The sequence below is a fragment of the Exiguobacterium sp. s143 genome, from assembly GCF_018618895.1.
Lineage (GTDB): Bacteria > Bacillota > Bacilli > Exiguobacteriales > Exiguobacteriaceae > Exiguobacterium_A > Exiguobacterium_A abrahamii.
The window spans coordinates 1,500,044-1,516,765 of the sequence record NZ_JACSMX010000001.1 but is presented as its reverse complement, the minus strand read 5'-3'; the positions used below and the strand labels follow the sequence as shown (position 1 = coordinate 1,516,765).

The 16,722-nt window shown below is 50.1% G+C and carries 17 protein-coding genes and 3 riboswitches; of the genes, 13 read left to right on the top strand and 4 right to left on the bottom strand.

What is annotated here, in order from left to right:
- Positions 1 to 16: 16 nt before the first annotated feature.
- Together murA and glpX are read left to right on the top strand one after the other, a co-directional pair.
- The gene (gene murA, locus KNQ03_RS07870) at positions 17 to 1,264 is read left to right on the top strand and encodes a UDP-N-acetylglucosamine 1-carboxyvinyltransferase (RefSeq protein WP_214724195.1); all 1,248 of its coding nucleotides are present in this window, start codon (positions 17 to 19) and stop codon (positions 1,262 to 1,264) included.
- A gap of 32 nt (positions 1,265 to 1,296) precedes the next feature.
- A complete protein-coding gene (gene glpX, locus KNQ03_RS07865) occupies positions 1,297 to 2,262 on the top strand; it encodes a class II fructose-bisphosphatase (RefSeq protein WP_035410722.1) in 966 nt (321 codons plus the stop codon).
- 276 nt (positions 2,263 to 2,538) lie between these two features.
- On the opposite strand, the gene KNQ03_RS07860 is transcribed toward glpX, so the two are convergent.
- Both KNQ03_RS07860 and KNQ03_RS07855 read right to left on the bottom strand, forming a co-directional pair.
- Positions 2,539 to 3,306, bottom strand: coding sequence for an SDR family NAD(P)-dependent oxidoreductase (locus KNQ03_RS07860; protein WP_214724193.1), 768 nt, complete (start codon positions 3,304 to 3,306; stop codon positions 2,539 to 2,541).
- A gap of 71 nt (positions 3,307 to 3,377) precedes the next feature.
- On the bottom strand, positions 3,378 to 4,055 hold the full coding sequence (locus tag KNQ03_RS07855) for a C40 family peptidase (protein WP_058704154.1): 678 nt from the start codon (positions 4,053 to 4,055) through the stop codon (positions 3,378 to 3,380).
- A gap of 355 nt (positions 4,056 to 4,410) precedes the next feature.
- Here KNQ03_RS07855 and rho point away from each other — a divergent pair, with 355 nt between their 5' ends.
- Both rho and KNQ03_RS07845 read left to right on the top strand, forming a co-directional pair.
- The gene (rho, locus tag KNQ03_RS07850) at positions 4,411 to 5,784 is read left to right on the top strand and encodes a transcription termination factor Rho (RefSeq protein WP_050676977.1); all 1,374 of its coding nucleotides are present in this window, start codon (positions 4,411 to 4,413) and stop codon (positions 5,782 to 5,784) included.
- 91 nt (positions 5,785 to 5,875) lie between these two features.
- Positions 5,876 to 6,121 carry a type B 50S ribosomal protein L31 gene (locus tag KNQ03_RS07845; protein ID WP_023469546.1) on the top strand — a complete coding sequence of 82 codons (246 nt, stop codon included), beginning with the start codon at positions 5,876 to 5,878 and terminating at the stop codon, positions 6,119 to 6,121.
- A 36-nt stretch (positions 6,122 to 6,157) separates the two neighbouring features.
- Here the strand turns inward: KNQ03_RS07845 and KNQ03_RS07840 are convergent, their stop codons facing one another.
- Positions 6,158 to 6,808: a DedA family protein gene (locus KNQ03_RS07840; protein WP_050676976.1), complete on the bottom strand. Its 651-nt coding sequence runs from the start codon at positions 6,806 to 6,808 to the stop codon at positions 6,158 to 6,160.
- A gap of 183 nt (positions 6,809 to 6,991) precedes the next feature.
- Here KNQ03_RS07840 and KNQ03_RS07835 point away from each other — a divergent pair, with 183 nt between their 5' ends.
- Positions 6,992 to 7,606, top strand: coding sequence for a thymidine kinase (locus KNQ03_RS07835; RefSeq protein WP_029342777.1), 615 nt, complete (start codon positions 6,992 to 6,994; stop codon positions 7,604 to 7,606).
- Positions 7,607 to 7,688: 82 nt separating this feature from the next.
- Here KNQ03_RS07835 and KNQ03_RS07830 read toward each other — a convergent pair whose 3' ends face one another.
- Positions 7,689 to 8,447 carry an alpha/beta hydrolase gene (locus KNQ03_RS07830; protein ID WP_251140245.1) on the bottom strand — a complete coding sequence of 253 codons (759 nt, stop codon included), beginning with the start codon at positions 8,445 to 8,447 and terminating at the stop codon, positions 7,689 to 7,691.
- A gap of 66 nt (positions 8,448 to 8,513) precedes the next feature.
- A riboswitch (SAM riboswitch) is annotated at positions 8,514 to 8,615 on the bottom strand.
- 249 nt (positions 8,616 to 8,864) lie between these two features.
- Positions 8,865 to 8,968, top strand: a riboswitch (SAM riboswitch).
- A gap of 86 nt (positions 8,969 to 9,054) precedes the next feature.
- Here KNQ03_RS07830 and KNQ03_RS07825 point away from each other — a divergent pair.
- The 8 genes from KNQ03_RS07825 to ribH all read left to right on the top strand — a co-directional run bounded on the left by KNQ03_RS07825 (position 9,055) and on the right by ribH (position 16,573).
- A complete protein-coding gene (locus KNQ03_RS07825; protein WP_214724191.1) occupies positions 9,055 to 10,083 on the top strand; it encodes a methionine ABC transporter ATP-binding protein in 1,029 nt (342 codons plus the stop codon).
- Positions 10,073 to 10,723 (top strand): methionine ABC transporter permease, encoded by a 651-nt coding sequence (locus KNQ03_RS07820; protein ID WP_023469541.1) that lies wholly within the window; start codon positions 10,073 to 10,075, stop codon positions 10,721 to 10,723. The genes KNQ03_RS07825 and KNQ03_RS07820 overlap by 11 nt, the downstream gene beginning before the upstream one ends.
- A 19-nt stretch (positions 10,724 to 10,742) precedes the next feature.
- Positions 10,743 to 11,561, top strand: coding sequence for a MetQ/NlpA family ABC transporter substrate-binding protein (locus KNQ03_RS07815; RefSeq protein ID WP_023469540.1), 819 nt, complete (start codon positions 10,743 to 10,745; stop codon positions 11,559 to 11,561).
- A gap of 22 nt (positions 11,562 to 11,583) precedes the next feature.
- Positions 11,584 to 12,789: a M20 family metallopeptidase gene (locus KNQ03_RS07810; RefSeq protein WP_214724189.1), complete on the top strand. Its 1,206-nt coding sequence runs from the start codon at positions 11,584 to 11,586 to the stop codon at positions 12,787 to 12,789.
- Positions 12,790 to 12,972: 183 nt separating this feature from the next.
- A riboswitch (FMN riboswitch) is annotated at positions 12,973 to 13,117 on the top strand.
- A 159-nt stretch (positions 13,118 to 13,276) separates the two neighbouring features.
- Positions 13,277 to 14,317, top strand: coding sequence for a bifunctional diaminohydroxyphosphoribosylaminopyrimidine deaminase/5-amino-6-(5-phosphoribosylamino)uracil reductase RibD (gene ribD, locus KNQ03_RS07805; RefSeq protein WP_214724187.1), 1,041 nt, complete (start codon positions 13,277 to 13,279; stop codon positions 14,315 to 14,317).
- Complete coding sequence (ribE, locus tag KNQ03_RS07800; protein WP_064299226.1) at positions 14,302 to 14,928, top strand: riboflavin synthase; 627 nt, start codon at positions 14,302 to 14,304, stop codon at positions 14,926 to 14,928. Before ribD ends, ribE begins: the two co-directional genes overlap by 16 nt.
- On the top strand, positions 14,928 to 16,118 hold the full coding sequence (gene ribA / locus KNQ03_RS07795; RefSeq protein ID WP_214724185.1) for a GTP cyclohydrolase II: 1,191 nt from the start codon (positions 14,928 to 14,930) through the stop codon (positions 16,116 to 16,118). The genes ribE and ribA overlap by 1 nt, the downstream gene beginning before the upstream one ends.
- On the top strand, positions 16,115 to 16,573 hold the full coding sequence (ribH, locus tag KNQ03_RS07790; protein WP_035395821.1) for a 6,7-dimethyl-8-ribityllumazine synthase: 459 nt from the start codon (positions 16,115 to 16,117) through the stop codon (positions 16,571 to 16,573). The genes ribA and ribH overlap by 4 nt, the downstream gene beginning before the upstream one ends.
- Positions 16,574 to 16,722: the final 149 nt, after the last annotated feature.

Below are 16,722 nucleotides of genomic sequence, written 5' to 3'. Positions count from 1 at the left end.
GAAAGGTTGATGGAACGTGGACATTTTGCATATCGTAGGGCAACAACGCCTAGAAGGAACCGTATCAATCAGTGGTTCGAAGCAAAGCGCCATCCCGTGTCTTGCTGCAGCCCTCCTGACGGATCAGACGGTCGTTCTTGAAGGCGTGCCGGAGATTGGCGACGTCGCGACGATGATCGAGATTTTGGAGACGCTCGGCGCGGTCGTGACACGTCAAGGCGATATGGTGACGATTGATCCAAGTCGGGTCGAATCGATGCCGTTGACTGGTGCGGAGACGCGCAAGTTACGCGGATCGATCTACCTCATGAGCGTTCTGGCAGCCAGATTCAAACAAGGAGTCGTCGGTCTGCCTGGAGGTTATGCCATCGGACCACGACCGATCGATTTACACATCAAAGCACTAGAGCGTCTCGGTGTTTCTGTACGTAACGAGCAAGGCGTCCATTACATGCGCGTCGATCGTCTCGTCGGCAACCGGATTTACCTCGATCTCCCGTCTTTCGGAGCGACGATCAGTGCGTTACTCGTCGCTGTCTTCGCTGAAGGAACGACTGTCATCGAAAACGCTGCCTATGATCCAGAAGTCATCGACGTCAGTACGATGTTGACGAACATGGGGGCAAGCGTCAAAGGGGCAGGAACGGACGAGATTCGAATCAAGGGCGTATCGCAACTAAGTGGTTGCCGGCATACCTTGATTCCGGACCGAATGGAGGCAGGAACGTTCTTGACGATGGGGGCGGCACTTGGACGCGTCACCGTCGATAACGTCATTCCGCTTCATCTCGAGAGCGTCATCCAAAAACTCGAACGGTACGGTGCGTTGATCGAAGCAACGGATGATTCCGTCACGGCGACGATTCAGGAGGCGAAGCCGGTCGATATTCGTGTCTTCCACTACGGTGGATTCCCGAGCGATCTACAACCTGTCATCTCGGCAGCGTTGTTGCAAGCGAAGGGAGCGAGTATCGTCGTCGATAAGTTGTACCCGCAACGTTTCCGGCATGTGCAGGAGTTACGACGCTTGAATGCTCGAATCACGCATGAAGATGCCTCAATCATCATTCGTGGTGGAGAAACCTTACTTGGTACGGAAATCGAGGCACCGGACCCACGCGGTGGCGCAGCACTTGTCTTGGCGGGACTTCTCGCTTCAGGGGAGACGACGTTGCACCATGCAGAAGTGCTTGACCAGAGTTACGAACGATTTGATCAGAAGTTGAAGGAACTAGGCGCCCTCGTATGGCGTGAAACGATTTGACCGATTTGTAACAAGGGAGAGGGGACATACACATGGAGAGAAGTCTATCAATGGAACTTGTACGCGTCACGGAGGCAGCAGCGCTTGCCTCTGCGCGTTGGATGGGAAAAGGATTGAAGAACGAAGCGGATGATGCGGCAACAAGCGCAATGCGTGATGTCTTCGATACGATTCCGATGAAAGGAACCGTCGTCATCGGGGAAGGCGAGATGGATGAAGCACCGATGCTTTACATTGGAGAAAAGCTAGGAAATGGGTATGGACCACGACTCGACGTCGCCGTCGATCCGCTTGAAGGAACGAACATCGTCGCAAAAGGAACATGGGGCGCGCTTGCTGTCCTCGCGGTCGCGGATGCAGGAGATTTACTTCATGCACCGGACATGTACATGGATAAGATCGCAGTTGGTCCGGAAGCGGCAGGACACATCAGTCTGGATGCGACGATCGAAGAAAACATCGCAGCCGTAGCGAAGGCGAAGAACAAAGAAATCGAAGACGTCGTCGTCTCGATTCTGGATCGTGAACGTCACGAAGAGATCATTCAACGGATTCGGGCAACAGGGGCACGGATTCGCTTGATTGGTGACGGTGACGTTGCTGGTGCGATCAACACGGCGTTCCCGCATACAGGGATTGATATCTTGCTCGGTTCAGGCGGTGCACCGGAAGGCGTTCTTGCTGCCGTTGCTTTGAAATGTCTCGGTGGTGAACTCCAAGGACGCTTGTTACCGGCAGACGATGCTGAGATCGAGCGTTGTAAGAAGATGGGCATCGAAGATCCGTCGAAGATTCTCATGATGGATGATCTCGTTGCAGGAGATGACTGTATCTTTGCTGCAACAGGCGTCACGGACAGCGAATTGATGAAGGGTGTTCAGTTCACGGCGCAAGGTGGTCAGACACACTCTGTCGTCATGCGTGCGAAATCAGGAACGGTTCGTTTTGTCGAGGGTATCCACTCGTTCAAAAAGAAACCGAAGCTTGTCATTAAGTAAAACAGGACGACTCCTCAAACAGGACGTCTGAATCCATATAAAAAGAGTTGGCGTTGCGGATGATTTCCGGAATGCCAACTCTTTTTTGATGATGTTTAAAACTGATAACGTTCATATCCTCACTTTCCTCAGGCGGGAGGTAAGCCGCGACATCCCGCAACTTGTGCGGAATGCCGGGTCTTACCTTACCCTGACGGAAACGTTGAACCCGTTTCCTTTTCCTGTAGGAGTTGAGGATGAACGTCATAAATATTGAAATAATGAACATTATAACTATCACCGCGGACGCTGGACTTCTCCTGCTTGTCGGGTGACGTACCGACGCGGTAGAAAACGCGTCGAAAAGATATACCAGGCATTCCCGAAGCCAGGCACGATGAACGTTTTTCCCTTCATATAGCCGCGGTAGGCGATACGCGCGACCGTCGGGGCATCCATGACACCAGGTCGCAAGAACAAGCGTGATTGTTCGAGGTTTGCTGCCGATTCAAATCCGGTATGTGTCGCACCCGGACAGACGACGCTCACTTGAATCCCGTCTGGTGCGAGCTCTTCCGTCAAGCCTTCCGAGAAATGAAGGACATAGGCTTTCGTCGCGTAGTAGACACTGAGCCATGGACCGCCTTCGAATGCAGCCGTTGATGCGAGATGGACGATGCGTCCTTTGATTCCGTGTGCCTTCATGCGTGAGGCATAGACCTTCGTCACATGTGTTAATGCCTCGATGTTCAAGGCAATCATATTGGACTCATCTTTAAACGAGGTCTCAAGGAAAGAACCGAAGACACCTATTCCAGCGTTATTGATGACGCAATCGACCGGAATCTGTTCCGTTGCCCGAAACAGTGCCAATCGATGCGTATACTGCGTTAAATCGTAAGGGAAGACGGTTGCTGTTCCACCGAGTCGCTCGACATGGAATTTCGTTTCGAAGAGTGCCGTAGCATCACGTCCGACGAGCAGAACGTGATCCCCTTGACGAGCATGGAGATAAGCGAATTCACGACCGAGACCTCTTGAAGCACCTGTAATTAAGACATGCATCCTATTTCCTCCTTATGAATGAGATGAAAAAAAGCGATCGAGCCAATGCTCAACCGCTTTGAGATGATGAATTAAAGGTAAGATCCTGCGCCGACAAGGCGTGAACCCCAGTACCCTGATTTGAAGCTTGAGTATTTAACGCCACCTGTTTCTGAGTTGACCATGCTTGACTTGCTTGTTGCGATCCCAACGTGCTGAATGCCGCTACCGTGTGAGAAAAAGACAAGATCTCCTGGTTGTACTTTTGAAACGCTAACTTTCTTAGAAGAAGAATATTGTGAAGAAGACGTACGTGGCAATGTTTTACCAGCCGCTTTCTTGTACACGTAGCTTGTGAAACCAGAGCAGTCGAATCCACGAGTCGTTGTTCCGCCCCATACATAAGGTGTACCTTTATGTTTTGCTGCTTCGTTCAGGATTTTCGTCCGTTTAGAAGAAGAGCTTGTTGATTTTTTAGCGCTAGAAGATGATTTGTATGTCTTTGTGTACTGTGAGTAGACATAGCGTGTTTTACCGCCGTATGAGATTTTTGTCCAGCTGCCTGATTTGCCTTTGTATGTAAAGACTTGACCAGCGTTGACTTTCCCGACGATGCTTGCTTTCGTAGAAGGTGCTGTCCGAACACGAAGACCGTTGTCCGTGATCTTGACTTTCGTGACTGTCGCTGCTTCAACTTTACCTGTACCCACTGATGTAAAACCTGAAACCACTAAGGCTGCCGTCGCGATCGATGCTAGAAAACGTTTCATGTTAAGAATTCCTCCGTTTAAATGTAGTGTGTTGCGTCCGTAAGTTATATGATGAAATCATTAAGTGTTTGGTTAAGCAGTCTACCTTACAACTGTGTAAGAATTTTGTCTGCAGGAATATCTTAGCACGAGCACACTTGAAAACGTTTTTTCAGTTAGAAGACAAAACAGATGCTTTTGTAACATAACTGAAATAATATCCTTGAATATTACAAAGTAAGAAACGCAGAGGATTGTTAACGACGAATTCAAAAAAATATGATACCTTTAGTTCACGAATAAAATTACATACCTCCTGATGTATGTATGGAAGTATGCTGAATGCAGTTGAATTTATAAAGAATAGGTGAAGAACATGCCAACAACTGATAAAAAAGATAAACCAGAACGTTCCTATACACTGGCTCAATTGAGCCAACTGACATTAAAAGAACTCTATGAAATCGCAAAGACGAAAAATGTCCCACAATACCGGGAAGCCCGTAAACGCGAGTTGATGTTCAAGATTTTAAAAGCACAGGCTGAATCGACTGGTCTTTATTTCCTCGAAGGGGTACTCGAAGTCATCCCTGGCAACCCACAAATGCAAAACGATGGTGGCTTTGGCTTCCTTCGTCCTATCAATTATTCCCAATCCTCTGAAGATATTTATATCGCAGCATCTCAAATCCGACGCTTTAATCTACGTAATGGTGATGTCGTCACAGGTAAAGTCCGTCCACCGAAGGAAAACGAACGGTTCCAAGGATTACTTAGCGTGGAAGCCGTCAACGGTGAAGCACCAGATACTGCCCGTAACCGTTTATTTTTCCCGGCACTGACACCGATCTATCCGGATCGTCTAATGCGACTTGAGACAGAACCACGCCATCTATCTGTGCGTGTCATGGATATGATCGCACCGGTTGGGTTTGGTCAACGTGGTTTGATCGTCGCACCGCCAAAAGCAGGGAAGACATCACTCCTCAAAGAAATCGCAAACTCGATTCAGGAGAATCATCCGGATGTCGAACTGATCATTCTCTTGATTGATGAGCGTCCTGAGGAAGTAACAGATATTGAGCGCTCGGTTCCGGGAGCAGACGTTGTCAGCTCGACGTTTGACGAAACACCAGACAACCACGTCCGGATTTCTGAACTGGTCCTCGAGCGGGCGATGCGACTCGTCGAACACAAGAAGGATGTCGTCATCCTGATGGATTCGATCACGCGTCTGACACGTGCCTATAACTTAACGGTACCGCAAAGCGGTCGGACGCTCTCAGGGGGAATTGACCCGGCTGCGTTCCATAAACCAAAACGCTTCTTTGGGGCAGCGCGAAACATCGAACACGGTGGTAGTTTGACGATTCTTGCGACAGCTCTCGTTGAGACAGGATCGCGCATGGATGACGTCATCTATGAGGAATTCAAAGGGACGGGCAACATGGAGTTGCATCTTGATCGTAAGTTGTCAGAGCGTCGGATCTTCCCAGCGATCGACATTCGGAAGTCCGGTACACGGAAGGAAGAACTCTTGCTTCCGAAAGAGCAACTCGATGCACTTTGGACGATTCGCCGGACGATGAACGAGTCGAACGAATTCGTCGATACTTTCCTACGTAAGATTCGTGATACGAAAAATAATGAGGAATTTTTCGTCGAACTCGAGAAGGAAAAGAAGAAGGCGGTCCGACGCGCACCGGCTAAACCACGTACCGTCAAGAAGGAAACGACGACGGAAAAATAACTATTGCGACGCGCAAAAAAATCGTTTAGTATAGGAAGGTAACTTACTCTGGCTCAGCAAATGAACCAGGGCGGAAGGAGAGAAATCAACCATGAAACAAGGAATTCACCCTAACTACAACAAAGTAGTATTTATGGATTCAACGACTGAGTACAAATTCTTAAGCGGTTCTACTCGTTCTTCGAACGAAACGATCACTTGGGAAGATGGTAACGAGTACCCACTCATCCGTGTGGATGTGTCTTCAGACTCGCACCCATTCTACACAGGTCGTCAAAAGTTCAACGCGGCAGATGGTCGTGTCGATCGCTTCAACAAAAAATACGGCCGCAAGTAATCACTTGTCGGTTCTTAAAAAAACAGCCTGCCTCCATTATGGAAGCAGGCTGTTTTTGTATAGACTGAATTGTGAACGATACGCGAGATACGTCTTCAAGACGAAGGAGAAGGCGATTCCACCGGCAATCCCGATTAAATACGGCATGACTTCCGGATGTGCCAAGATATAGTCCATGACTTTGTGGAACGAGAGATGACGACCGACGAAGTAGCCGGCGCCTAAAAACACGCTGATCCAAATCAACGCACCTGTATACGCATAACTCGCAAACACGCGAAACGGCATTTTCGAGACACCTGCAAAAAAGGCAGAGAGTTGGCGGAGACCAGGTATGTAGTAACCGATGATCAAGACCGATTTCCCGTAACGACGAAATCCGGCTTCAGCGGAAAGAATATGTTTTTCTGAGATACGCATTTTCGGTCCGACGCGGTGTAATAGTGGCATACCGAGTTTTAATCCGAGTAAATAGCTGATCGTCATCCCGATACAACTGCCGGCGTAAGCAGCGAGAATCGTACCGACGAGTGGTAGATTGCCTTGATGCATCCAAAAACCGGACAGGACGAGCAGGGTCTCATCAGGAACCGGCAATCCCACGATACCACCTGCGAGAAGGACGGAGAGACCAAGGGCACCATATTGGTGCAGGATGTCATGTAAGAGATGATGAATCGGGGACACCTTCTTTCGTGAGAGTCTTCTTCTTCAGTGTACAGGAAATAGGGGACGGTTGGAATGAAAGGACAAAAATTCTAGGTAAAGAAAAAATGAATTTTGATTTCCGGAAGTCAACCCTTTTTCTCGATACCGTTTCGGGCTATACTCGTTAAAGTGACTATTTTTAGAGGACGGTGTCGGACGATGATGCATGTAATAAATCAGTACGGCTGGATCGAAGTAATTTGTGGCAGTATGTTTTCCGGGAAATCGGAAGAGTTGATTCGTCGTGTCAGACGGGCGCAGTACGGCAAACTGCCCGTTCAAGTATTCAAGCCGGCAATCGACGACCGGTACCATGAAGAGCATGTCGTCTCTCATATCGGCAACTCCGTCGTGGCGATTCCGATGGCGACGAGTCGCGATCTCTACGCAGCAGTAGCAGAGGAAACACAAATCGTTGGAATCGATGAAGTTCAATTCTTTGATGATGAGATCGTACAAGTCATCGAAGCACTTGCACAAGACGGAAAACGCGTCATTTGTGCAGGCCTTGATCAAGATTTCCGGGCAGAGCCATTTGGCAAGATGCCGGAATTACTGGCGCGCGCAGAATTCGTAACGAAGCTGCAAGCCATCTGTCTTTCATGTGGTGATCCGGCTTCCCGGACACAACGGTTGATTGATGGAAAACCAGCGAACTACGATGATCCGATCATCCTAGTTGGCGCTTCAGAATCATATGAGCCACGGTGCCGCCATTGCCATGAGGTGCCTGGAAAACCGAAGCCGCTCCAATCGGTGCAGCACCAAGAAAATTAAACAAAAAAGACGAACCGGTCGCGGTCGTCCTTTGATGTAGCAGCTATTCGTTTCCAGAGGGAAGAGAATAGCTGTTTTTTTATTATCCTGTTTCCTGCGAGAACCGGCTTGAGCGTTCGATGAAGCGGATCGTCTCACGAACGATTAAATCCTGATCATGATCGAGTGTCGCGACGTGATACGAGTTGAGTAAACAGTAGCTTCGTTTATCATTCGTTCCGATGTGCTGATGCAGATAATCCGAACTCGACGGCGGAACGACGTGATCCGTCGCCGAGTAAAGAATCAAGGTCGGTAGAAGGATCGATCCAAGACGTCCTTTCGTCTCATCCATCAGACGAACGAGTTCGAACGCACAACGGCTCGAAACGAGGTCATAGATGATTTCGAAAGCAGACCGCTTGATGTCCGGTGCCCCTTCCGGTAAATACTCTGGACCGTCATCAAACGAAAGTGCTTCGTAAGAAGGAACGGAAAGAGCAGCATTGATCGTAATGATGCCGGCAAACGGAATGCCGTCAGCGGCGAGCGACAGTGCAAGCGTCGCACCCATCGATTGACCGATGACGAAGACTTGATCGCATGTTTCTTGTAAACGTTCATAGCCGTCTTGCAGGCTTTGCTTCCAACATCGAGCAGTCGATTGTTCAAACTCGCGGACGTTCGTTCCATGTCCACGTAAGCGCGGGGCATAGACGGTAAAACCTTCAGCAGCGAATGCCTCACCGACGTCCCGGACACTTTGCGGAGTGGCGTTAAAACCATGACAGATTAGAATGCCGATCGATCCACCTTGAAAATAAAACGCTTCAGCACCAGTCAATACAGGATAGTTCATCATTACTATTTTTCCTCCATTCATGAAAAAACTCGTCGACGTCACTGCTTGGACGCCCACGAGTTTTTCACCGTATCATCCAAAGCCGCGCTTTGCTGGTCGGAGCACCTTACAAATTGCAGGTTGCCGTGAAGTCATAGAGCCAGGTCTCTCGTTCACTCTTGATAAATATCATATTGGAATTGTCGGAATAATCATTGAAACGATGGTAGCACGACCAAAAATGACTTGTCAAATCTTTCTTGACGAATCATGATCCGTTGAGTAAGCTAACTCATAACTTGTTCATCCATCGATATGCGCCAAATGGATTATTTTTGCAAAGTTGGTTGACTTTTAAAGTTTCGACCCGTAATGTAAAAATTAGTTTTACGACATAAGCAACAACGCAACAACACACATACGAATTTCATACCGCAATACTTATCCAGAGAGGTGGAGGGACTGGCCCTACGAAACCTCGGCAACAGACTCATTATGAGCACTGTGCCAATTCCATCAGACAGATGTCTGAGAGATGAGTGGAGTGGATTCTGCCACTGTGCGGATCCAGGTCTCTTCTTGTTTCTCAAGAAGGGACCTTTTTTGTTGAATGAAGGGGGAAAACGGAATGATCGCATTTCATCAAGTCAAAAAAACGTACGTCACGAAAGATCAGACGATCGCAGCGCTCGACGGTGTCGACCTGACGATCGAAAAAGGCGAAATCTTTGGTGTCATCGGCTTTAGCGGTGCCGGAAAAAGTTCACTGCTCCGCTGTGTCAATCTGTTAGAACGACCGACGTCAGGAACGGTGACGGTCGATGGGGAAGATTTAACGCAACTGTCTCCGAAAAAATTGCGCCAAGCAAAACAACGGATCGGGATGATCTTTCAGCACTTCAATCTATTGAATGCGAATACGGTCTTTACGAACGTTGCAAAACCACTTGTTCTCGCAGGCGTCAAGAAAGATGAGATTCGCCGCCGAGTGACGGAGTTGCTCGAATTCGTTGATCTCGCGGACAAGGCGGATCATTATCCGGATCAATTGTCGGGTGGGCAGAAACAGCGCGTTGGTATCGCCCGGGCACTCGCGATGCAACCTTCCGTCCTCTTATGTGACGAAGCGACGTCAGCACTCGATCCCCAAACGACCCATCATATTCTCCAGTTATTAAAACGTATCAATGCGGAGTACGGGATCACGATTCTCTTGATCACCCACGAGATGGGCGTCATTCGTGAAATTTGTGACCGGGTCGCCGTCATCGAAGCTGGAAAGTTGATCGAGTCAGGAACGGTCTTCGACGTCTTTTCGAATCCAAAGACCGAGACAGCGAAAAACTTCGTTCGCTCCGTCATGCACGACGAGATTCCAGCATCGATTCGCCAGTTGATCGAGTCCCGGAATGCGAATCCGATCTATAAGATTCATTTCCTCGGACATCACACCGGGCAGCCGCTCTTGTCACAAGTCGCGAAACGCTTTGACGTCGATGTCAACATCTTGCACGGTAGCATCACGGAGTTGCAGGAGACACCGTTTGGCACTCTGCTCGTTGAACTGATCGGTGAGCCGGCTGAAGTAAAACGAGCGTTACACTACATCGATCAGGCACAGGTGACGGTCGAGGAGGTACTTGCCCATGCTAGTTAACTACAGTGATATCTGGACAGCATTTTTACAGACGATGACGATGGTATCCGTTTCGCTCTTATTCTCGACATTGATCGGTTTACCACTCGGGATCCTGCTTGTCGTAACGCGAAAAGGCGCATTGCTTGAAAATGTCCCGCTGTTCACGTTCTTCAACAGTATCGTCAATATTTTCCGCTCGATTCCGTTCATCATCTTACTCGTCGCGATCATCCCGTTGACACGGTTGATCGTCCAGACGTCGATCGGAACCGAAGCCGCAATCGTCCCGCTCGTCTTTTACGCTGCACCGTACATGGCGCGTCTGATCGAGAGTTCTTTACTCGAAGTCGATAAAGGCGTTCTTGAAGCAGCAGAAGCGATGGGCGCAACACCGTTTCAAACGATTTTCCGCTTCCTCCTACCGGAAGCACTCGGTTCACTCATCCTGAACTTAACGATCGCGACGGTCGGCTTGATCGGGGCGTCAGCGATGGCAGGTGCGATTGGAGGCGGTGGTCTCGGTGACTTAGCGATCACCTATGGTTATCAACGATTCGACACGAAAGTCATGATCATCACGGTCGGGATTCTCGTCATCTTAGTCCAAGGCTTACAGACGACAGGCAACATCGTCGCACGAAAAATTAGAAGACATTAATCAAGGGAGCGATTCAGCCATGAAAAAAGCAGTAGCAATTGGAGCAACACTCACGACGATTTTATTTGCCGGGTGCGCAGCATCAGGAGAAGACGAAAAGACGATCAAGCTCGGTGTCAGCGGTTCAGACACACAAGTTTGGGATTATGTCGCGAAAAAAGCAGAGAAGGAGGGCATCAAAATCGAGCTCGTCAAGTTCTCCGATTATGTCCAGCCGAACATGGCACTGGCTGAGGGTGAGATCGACGCCAATGCTTTCCAGACGATTTCCTACTTCAACGCTTTCAAGAAAGAACATAACTTGAAGCTATCGCCGATTGCGACGACTGTCATCGCACCGATGGGGATCTACTCGGATAAATACAAGGACGTCAAAGACATTCCAAATGGCGGAAAAATCGCTGTTCCAAACGAAGCGACGAACATGGGACGTGCCCTCTTGTTACTGCAAGAAGCAGGTCTGATCAAGCTACCGGACGACTTCGATGGCAACGGTTCGGTCGATAAGATCGTCGAGAATCCGAAAAAGCTGAAAATCGTTCCGATCGTCGCTGGACAAACGCCACGCGTCTTACCGGACGTCGCGGCGTCTATCATCAACAATGGCATTGCCGTTGACGCTGGCTTCAACCCGATCAAGGACTCGATCGTTCATGAGAACGAGACAGCAAAACCATACATCAACATCATCGCGACACGGACGGAAGACAAGAACAAAAAAGAACTGAAAAAAATCGCGTCGCTGTATCAACAAAAAGATGTCGCGGCCTTCATCAAAAAAGAATATAAAGGCAGTACGATCCCGACGTTCGTTCCACTGAGCGATATCGGCGAATAATTTCAAAAGGAGAGTGGACAGTATGACGACACCAGTACGCACGACATGGGTAGAGACGATTGAACAGGACATCGAACAAAAACGGGAATCGTATCTTGAGACAAGTCATCGGATTCATGCAACGCCGGAAATCGGGAACGAGGAATTCTTTGCTTCGCGGCTACATGCGGAGCGTCTAACGGCTGAAGGTTTTACGGTAGAACTCGGCGTCGCGGGACACGATACCGCATTCTTCGCGAAGAAATCGAGCGACCGACCAGGCGCAACGATTGCCTTTCTTGCTGAATACGATGCGTTGCCGGGTATTGGTCACGCGTGCGGTCATAATATCATCGGCACGACGAGCGTCGCAGCGGCGATCGCGCTCAGTAAAGTACTCGATGAAGTCGGCGGGAGTGTCGTCGTGCTTGGAACGCCGGCCGAGGAAGGTGGACCGAACGGTAGTGCGAAAGGCAGTTTCGTCAAACATCAGTTGCTGGAAGGGATCGATGCAGCCTTGATGGTCCATCCGTCGGGTCAAACACGGATCACGGGTTCTTCCCTTGCGGTCGATCCGCTCGACTTTGCCTTTACGGGTCGTCCGGCACACGCAGCGGCGTCACCGGAAGAAGGCATCAACGCCCTCGACGCTGTCATTCAACTCTTCAATGGAATCAATGCGTTACGTCAGCAATTACCGGACGATGTCCGGATTCACGGAATCATCACGCATGGAGGTGATGCGCCGAACATCATCCCGGAATACGCAAAAGCACGTTTCTTCATCCGGGCGACGACACGGGAACGATTGAATGCCGTCACGGAAAAAGTCAAAGCCGTCGCCCAAGGAGCGGCACTCGCGACTGGGGCGACACTTGACGTCATCGCCTTCCAAAATGAAGTCGATAACCTCGTCTTCAACCGGACGTTCGACCGTCTGTTCCAAGAAGAAGCAGAATCGCTTGGTGAAAAGGTCCACTTAGACGAACGACCGGGTCTTGGCTCGACGGATGCCGGTAACATCAGTCAAGTCATTCCGACGATCCATCCGTATATCAAGATAGGTCCGGATGATCTCGTCGCGCATACGGAAGCATTCAAAGAAGCGGCTCGTTCAGAAGCTGGAGATGAAGCATTGATCACGGGGGCGAAAATCCTCGCTCGGACAGCGCTTCGCGTCCTCGCTGATGAACGGACGCGCGGGGCGATCGCTCAAGAATTCCACGATCGGAAGAACGGATATTTATAAGCGGAAAACAACGACTGGATGCACTGCTATCAGGTGCTCCGGTCGTTTTTGAGATGCAGTTGATCACGAATTGGTGATGGGTGACAGAATTGGAGCGAAATCAAAAAAGAGACAAGACAGAAGCATTTGCGCTTTGTTTTCTTGAAAAAGATATGCTAGGCTAAAATTGTATAACTCAATAATCCAGTTCTTCGGGGTAGGGTGAAAATCCCAACCGGCGGTGATGCGATCGATTGATCGACGAGCCCGCGACCTGTGATGTACGCATCATGGCTGACTTGGTGAGATTCCAGGGCCGACGGTAAAGTCCGGATGGGAGAAGAACGAAACGACACGATTCAAGCCGTTTTCTGAAAAAATGTTTTCAGGAGATGGTCTATTTCTGCATGAAAAAATGCAGGGAGCGAACCGTGTATTTCGTGAACCCTTCTATACAGACGCCCCTTTTTCAAGGGGCGTCTTTTTTCATTTGAAAGGAGTGAACGCGATGTCACAGATGATGAGTTATGCCATGCAATTAGCACAAATGTTACACGGACAAACAAGTCCGAATCCAAGTGTCGGCTGTGTCATCGTCAAACAAGGACGCATCATCGGCTTCGGTGCGCACCGGTTTGCCGGTGGTCCGCACGCAGAAGTCGAAGCCTTACGGATGGCAGGAGAAGCCGCCCGCGGTGCCGATCTTTACGTGACGCTCGAGCCATGCAATCATCATGGCAAGACGCCACCATGCACGGAAGCGATTCTACAAGCAGGAATCAAACGAGTCTTCGTCGCAACGGAGGACAAACATGCGATCGTCGCTGGTTCCGGAATCAAACGGCTACAGGACGCGGGAATCGAAGTCGAGGTTGGCCTGTTACGCCATGAGGCAGAAGCTCTCTACACGGAATTCTGGAAGACGATCGAACGAAAACGCCCGACCGTGACCGTCAAGATCGCTCAGACGATGAACGGGATCGCGGCGACAGGTGAACAGCGCTGGATCACGTCAGAAGAAGCACGCGCGAACGGTCGTGCTCTGCGAGGTCGCCATGATGCGATCCTCGTCGGCAGTGAGACGGTCCTCGTCGATGATCCGGCACTAACGTTACGCGCGTCGTCAGGCATCGAGCCGATTCGGGTAATCGTCGATCGTCGTGGTCGGGTCCCGGAGACGGCCCAAGTTTTCCGTGATGGTAAAAATCCAACCTACTGGCTGACGAGTGTTCCTCGGATTAGTCACGATCAGGTGACGGTTCTCGTTGGTGAGTATGAGACGCCGGAAGCGATTTTGAAACGCTTATACGAACAAGACATCCGCAGTGTTTTGATCGAAGGTGGACCGACGATTCAAGCCGCTTTCCTTGAGGCAGATCTCGTTGACCGAATCGAAGTCTACCAAGCCCCATCGATTTTTGAAGGCGATGCGTGGAATAGTCAACACGATATCGAAGATCGTTTTCAAATCGACCAGGTTGAGACGGTTGGACCGGATCTCCATCTGACGTACATCCGAAAGGAGGAGACGACATGTTCACCGGATTGATTGAAGAAGTCGGAACATTAAAACGAAAGATCCCGCGACCGAACGGGTTAGCGCTTGAAATTGAGGCGCACCAGGTACTCGAAGGAACGAAGATCGGGGATAGCATCGCCGTCGACGGGATTTGTTTGACGGTCACGTCGATGAGTCCGACCGGTTTCACAGCAGATGCCGTCCATGACACGATCCGTTCGACGGCACTCGGCACGTACCGCGTCGGAAGCCCATTGCAACTCGAACGGGCGATGCCGGCAGACGGTCGCTTCGGTGGCCATTTCGTCAGTGGACATATCGACGGAACAGCGCGGCTGATCAGTCGGCGACCGGATGGAGAAGCGATGGTCTATACGTTTGATGTCGGATCGTGGCAAAAGTATTGTATTCCGAAAGGCTCGATCGCGATCAACGGCACGAGCCTGACGTTGCAACGCGTCACGCCGGAAACGATCTCGATTTCATTGATTCCGCACTCACGTCAAGTGACGACGTTTGATCGATTGGCAAGCGGCGCAGTCGTCAATATCGAGTGTGACATGATGGCGAAACATCTCTATCATTTCACGCAGCATGAGAAGCAGACGGACTGGGCAGCATTCTTAGGAGGCGACATGTAATGAACGGATTCGACTTGATTGAAGACGCGATAGAAGATTTGAAGAACGGACGACCGATCATCGTCTGCGATGACGAGGATCGTGAGAATGAGGGCGATCTCGTCATGCTCGCAGAACATGCGACACCGGAAAACATCAACTTCATGATCACATACGGAAAAGGACTCGTCTGTGTACCAGTCAGTCCGCGGATCGCACAGCGACTCGAACTTGCTCCGATGACAGCGAATAATACAGATCCACATGGAACGGCATTTACGCTCAGCATCGATCATGAAGAGGCAAAGACCGGCATCAGTGCTGAGGAACGGTCGCTAACGATTCAGCGGATGCTGACGGATGGACCGGAACGTTTCAAACGACCGGGTCACATCTTCCCATTGATCGCAAAAGAGGGCGGTGTCCGGGAGCGACGTGGACATACGGAAGCGGGTGTCGATCTTGCCCGTCTTGCCGGTAGCGATGAGATCGCCGTCATCTGTGAAATCATTAAGGAAGACGGCACGATGGCACGGGTCGATGATCTACTTCTCTATAAGGAAGAACATGATTTAAAACTGATTACGATCGAAGCACTCGTCGCGTATCTTGAGCGACCGTTGAAGCGGGAGGCGGAAGTGTTGCTTCCGACGACGTTCGGAGCCTTTCGGATGATTGGCTATACGACACAAGATAAGAAAGAACATGTCGCTGTCTTATCCGGTGAAGCGCACGACGGGATGCTCGTCCGTCTACACTCGGAATGCCTGACAGGGGACGTCTTCGGTTCGAAGCGTTGCGATTGTGGACCGCAACTCGATGCGGCACTCGAGCGGATTGAACAAGAAGGGGGAGCCGTCTTGTATTTACGTCAGGAAGGACGCGGCATCGGTCTGATGGCGAAGTTAAAAGCGTACGAGTTACAGGAACAAGGACTCGATACGGTCGAAGCGAACCATGCACTCGGTTATCCGACGGACATGCGTGATTATACGGTCGCAGCGAACATGTTGCGCGATCTCGGCGTGACGAAGATCCGCTTGATGACGAACAATCCGGACAAACAACGGGTGCTCGAACAAGAAGGCATCGAAGTCATCGAACGCGTGCCCCATCAAGTACCAGCTGAACCTGAAAATCAACGTTATCTGAAAACAAAACAAACGAAACTCGGGCACTGGCTCGACATCCAAGGAGGACACACATCATGATCTACGAAGGTTTCTTAACAGGAGAAGGACTACGCGTCGCAATCGTCGCTGCACGTTTTAACGAATTGATCACTTCAAAACTCGTCGGAGGAGCAAACGACGCTTTCCGTCGTCACGGTGTCGCAGCGGATGCTGTCGATACGGCGTGGGTTCCAGGAGCATTCGAAATTCCACTCGTCGCGGAAAAGTTAGCGAAAAGCGGCAAGTATGACGCAGTCATCACGCTTGGCGCCGTCATCCGTGGGGCGACGTCGCACTATGATTATGTCTGTAACGAAGTCGCGAAAGGTGTCGCGAGTGCATCGCGCGATACAGGCGTGCCGATCATCTTCGGTGTCCTGACGACGGATTCGATCGAGCAAGCAGTCGAACGTGCCGGTACGAAAGCTGGGAACAAAGGCTACGAAGCTGCGGTTTCCGCGATTGAGATGGCGAATCTTTTACGGACGATTTAACGGAAGTGGAAGAAGGTATCCTTAAGCTTAAGGGTATCTGGATTAGTTGAAGATAAAAAGAGGTCGATCACCAGTTCAAAAAACTGAAGGTCGACCTCTTTTTTTGCTGAAATGATTTAAAATAAACGCCTTTCGAGACCAGGGATGGA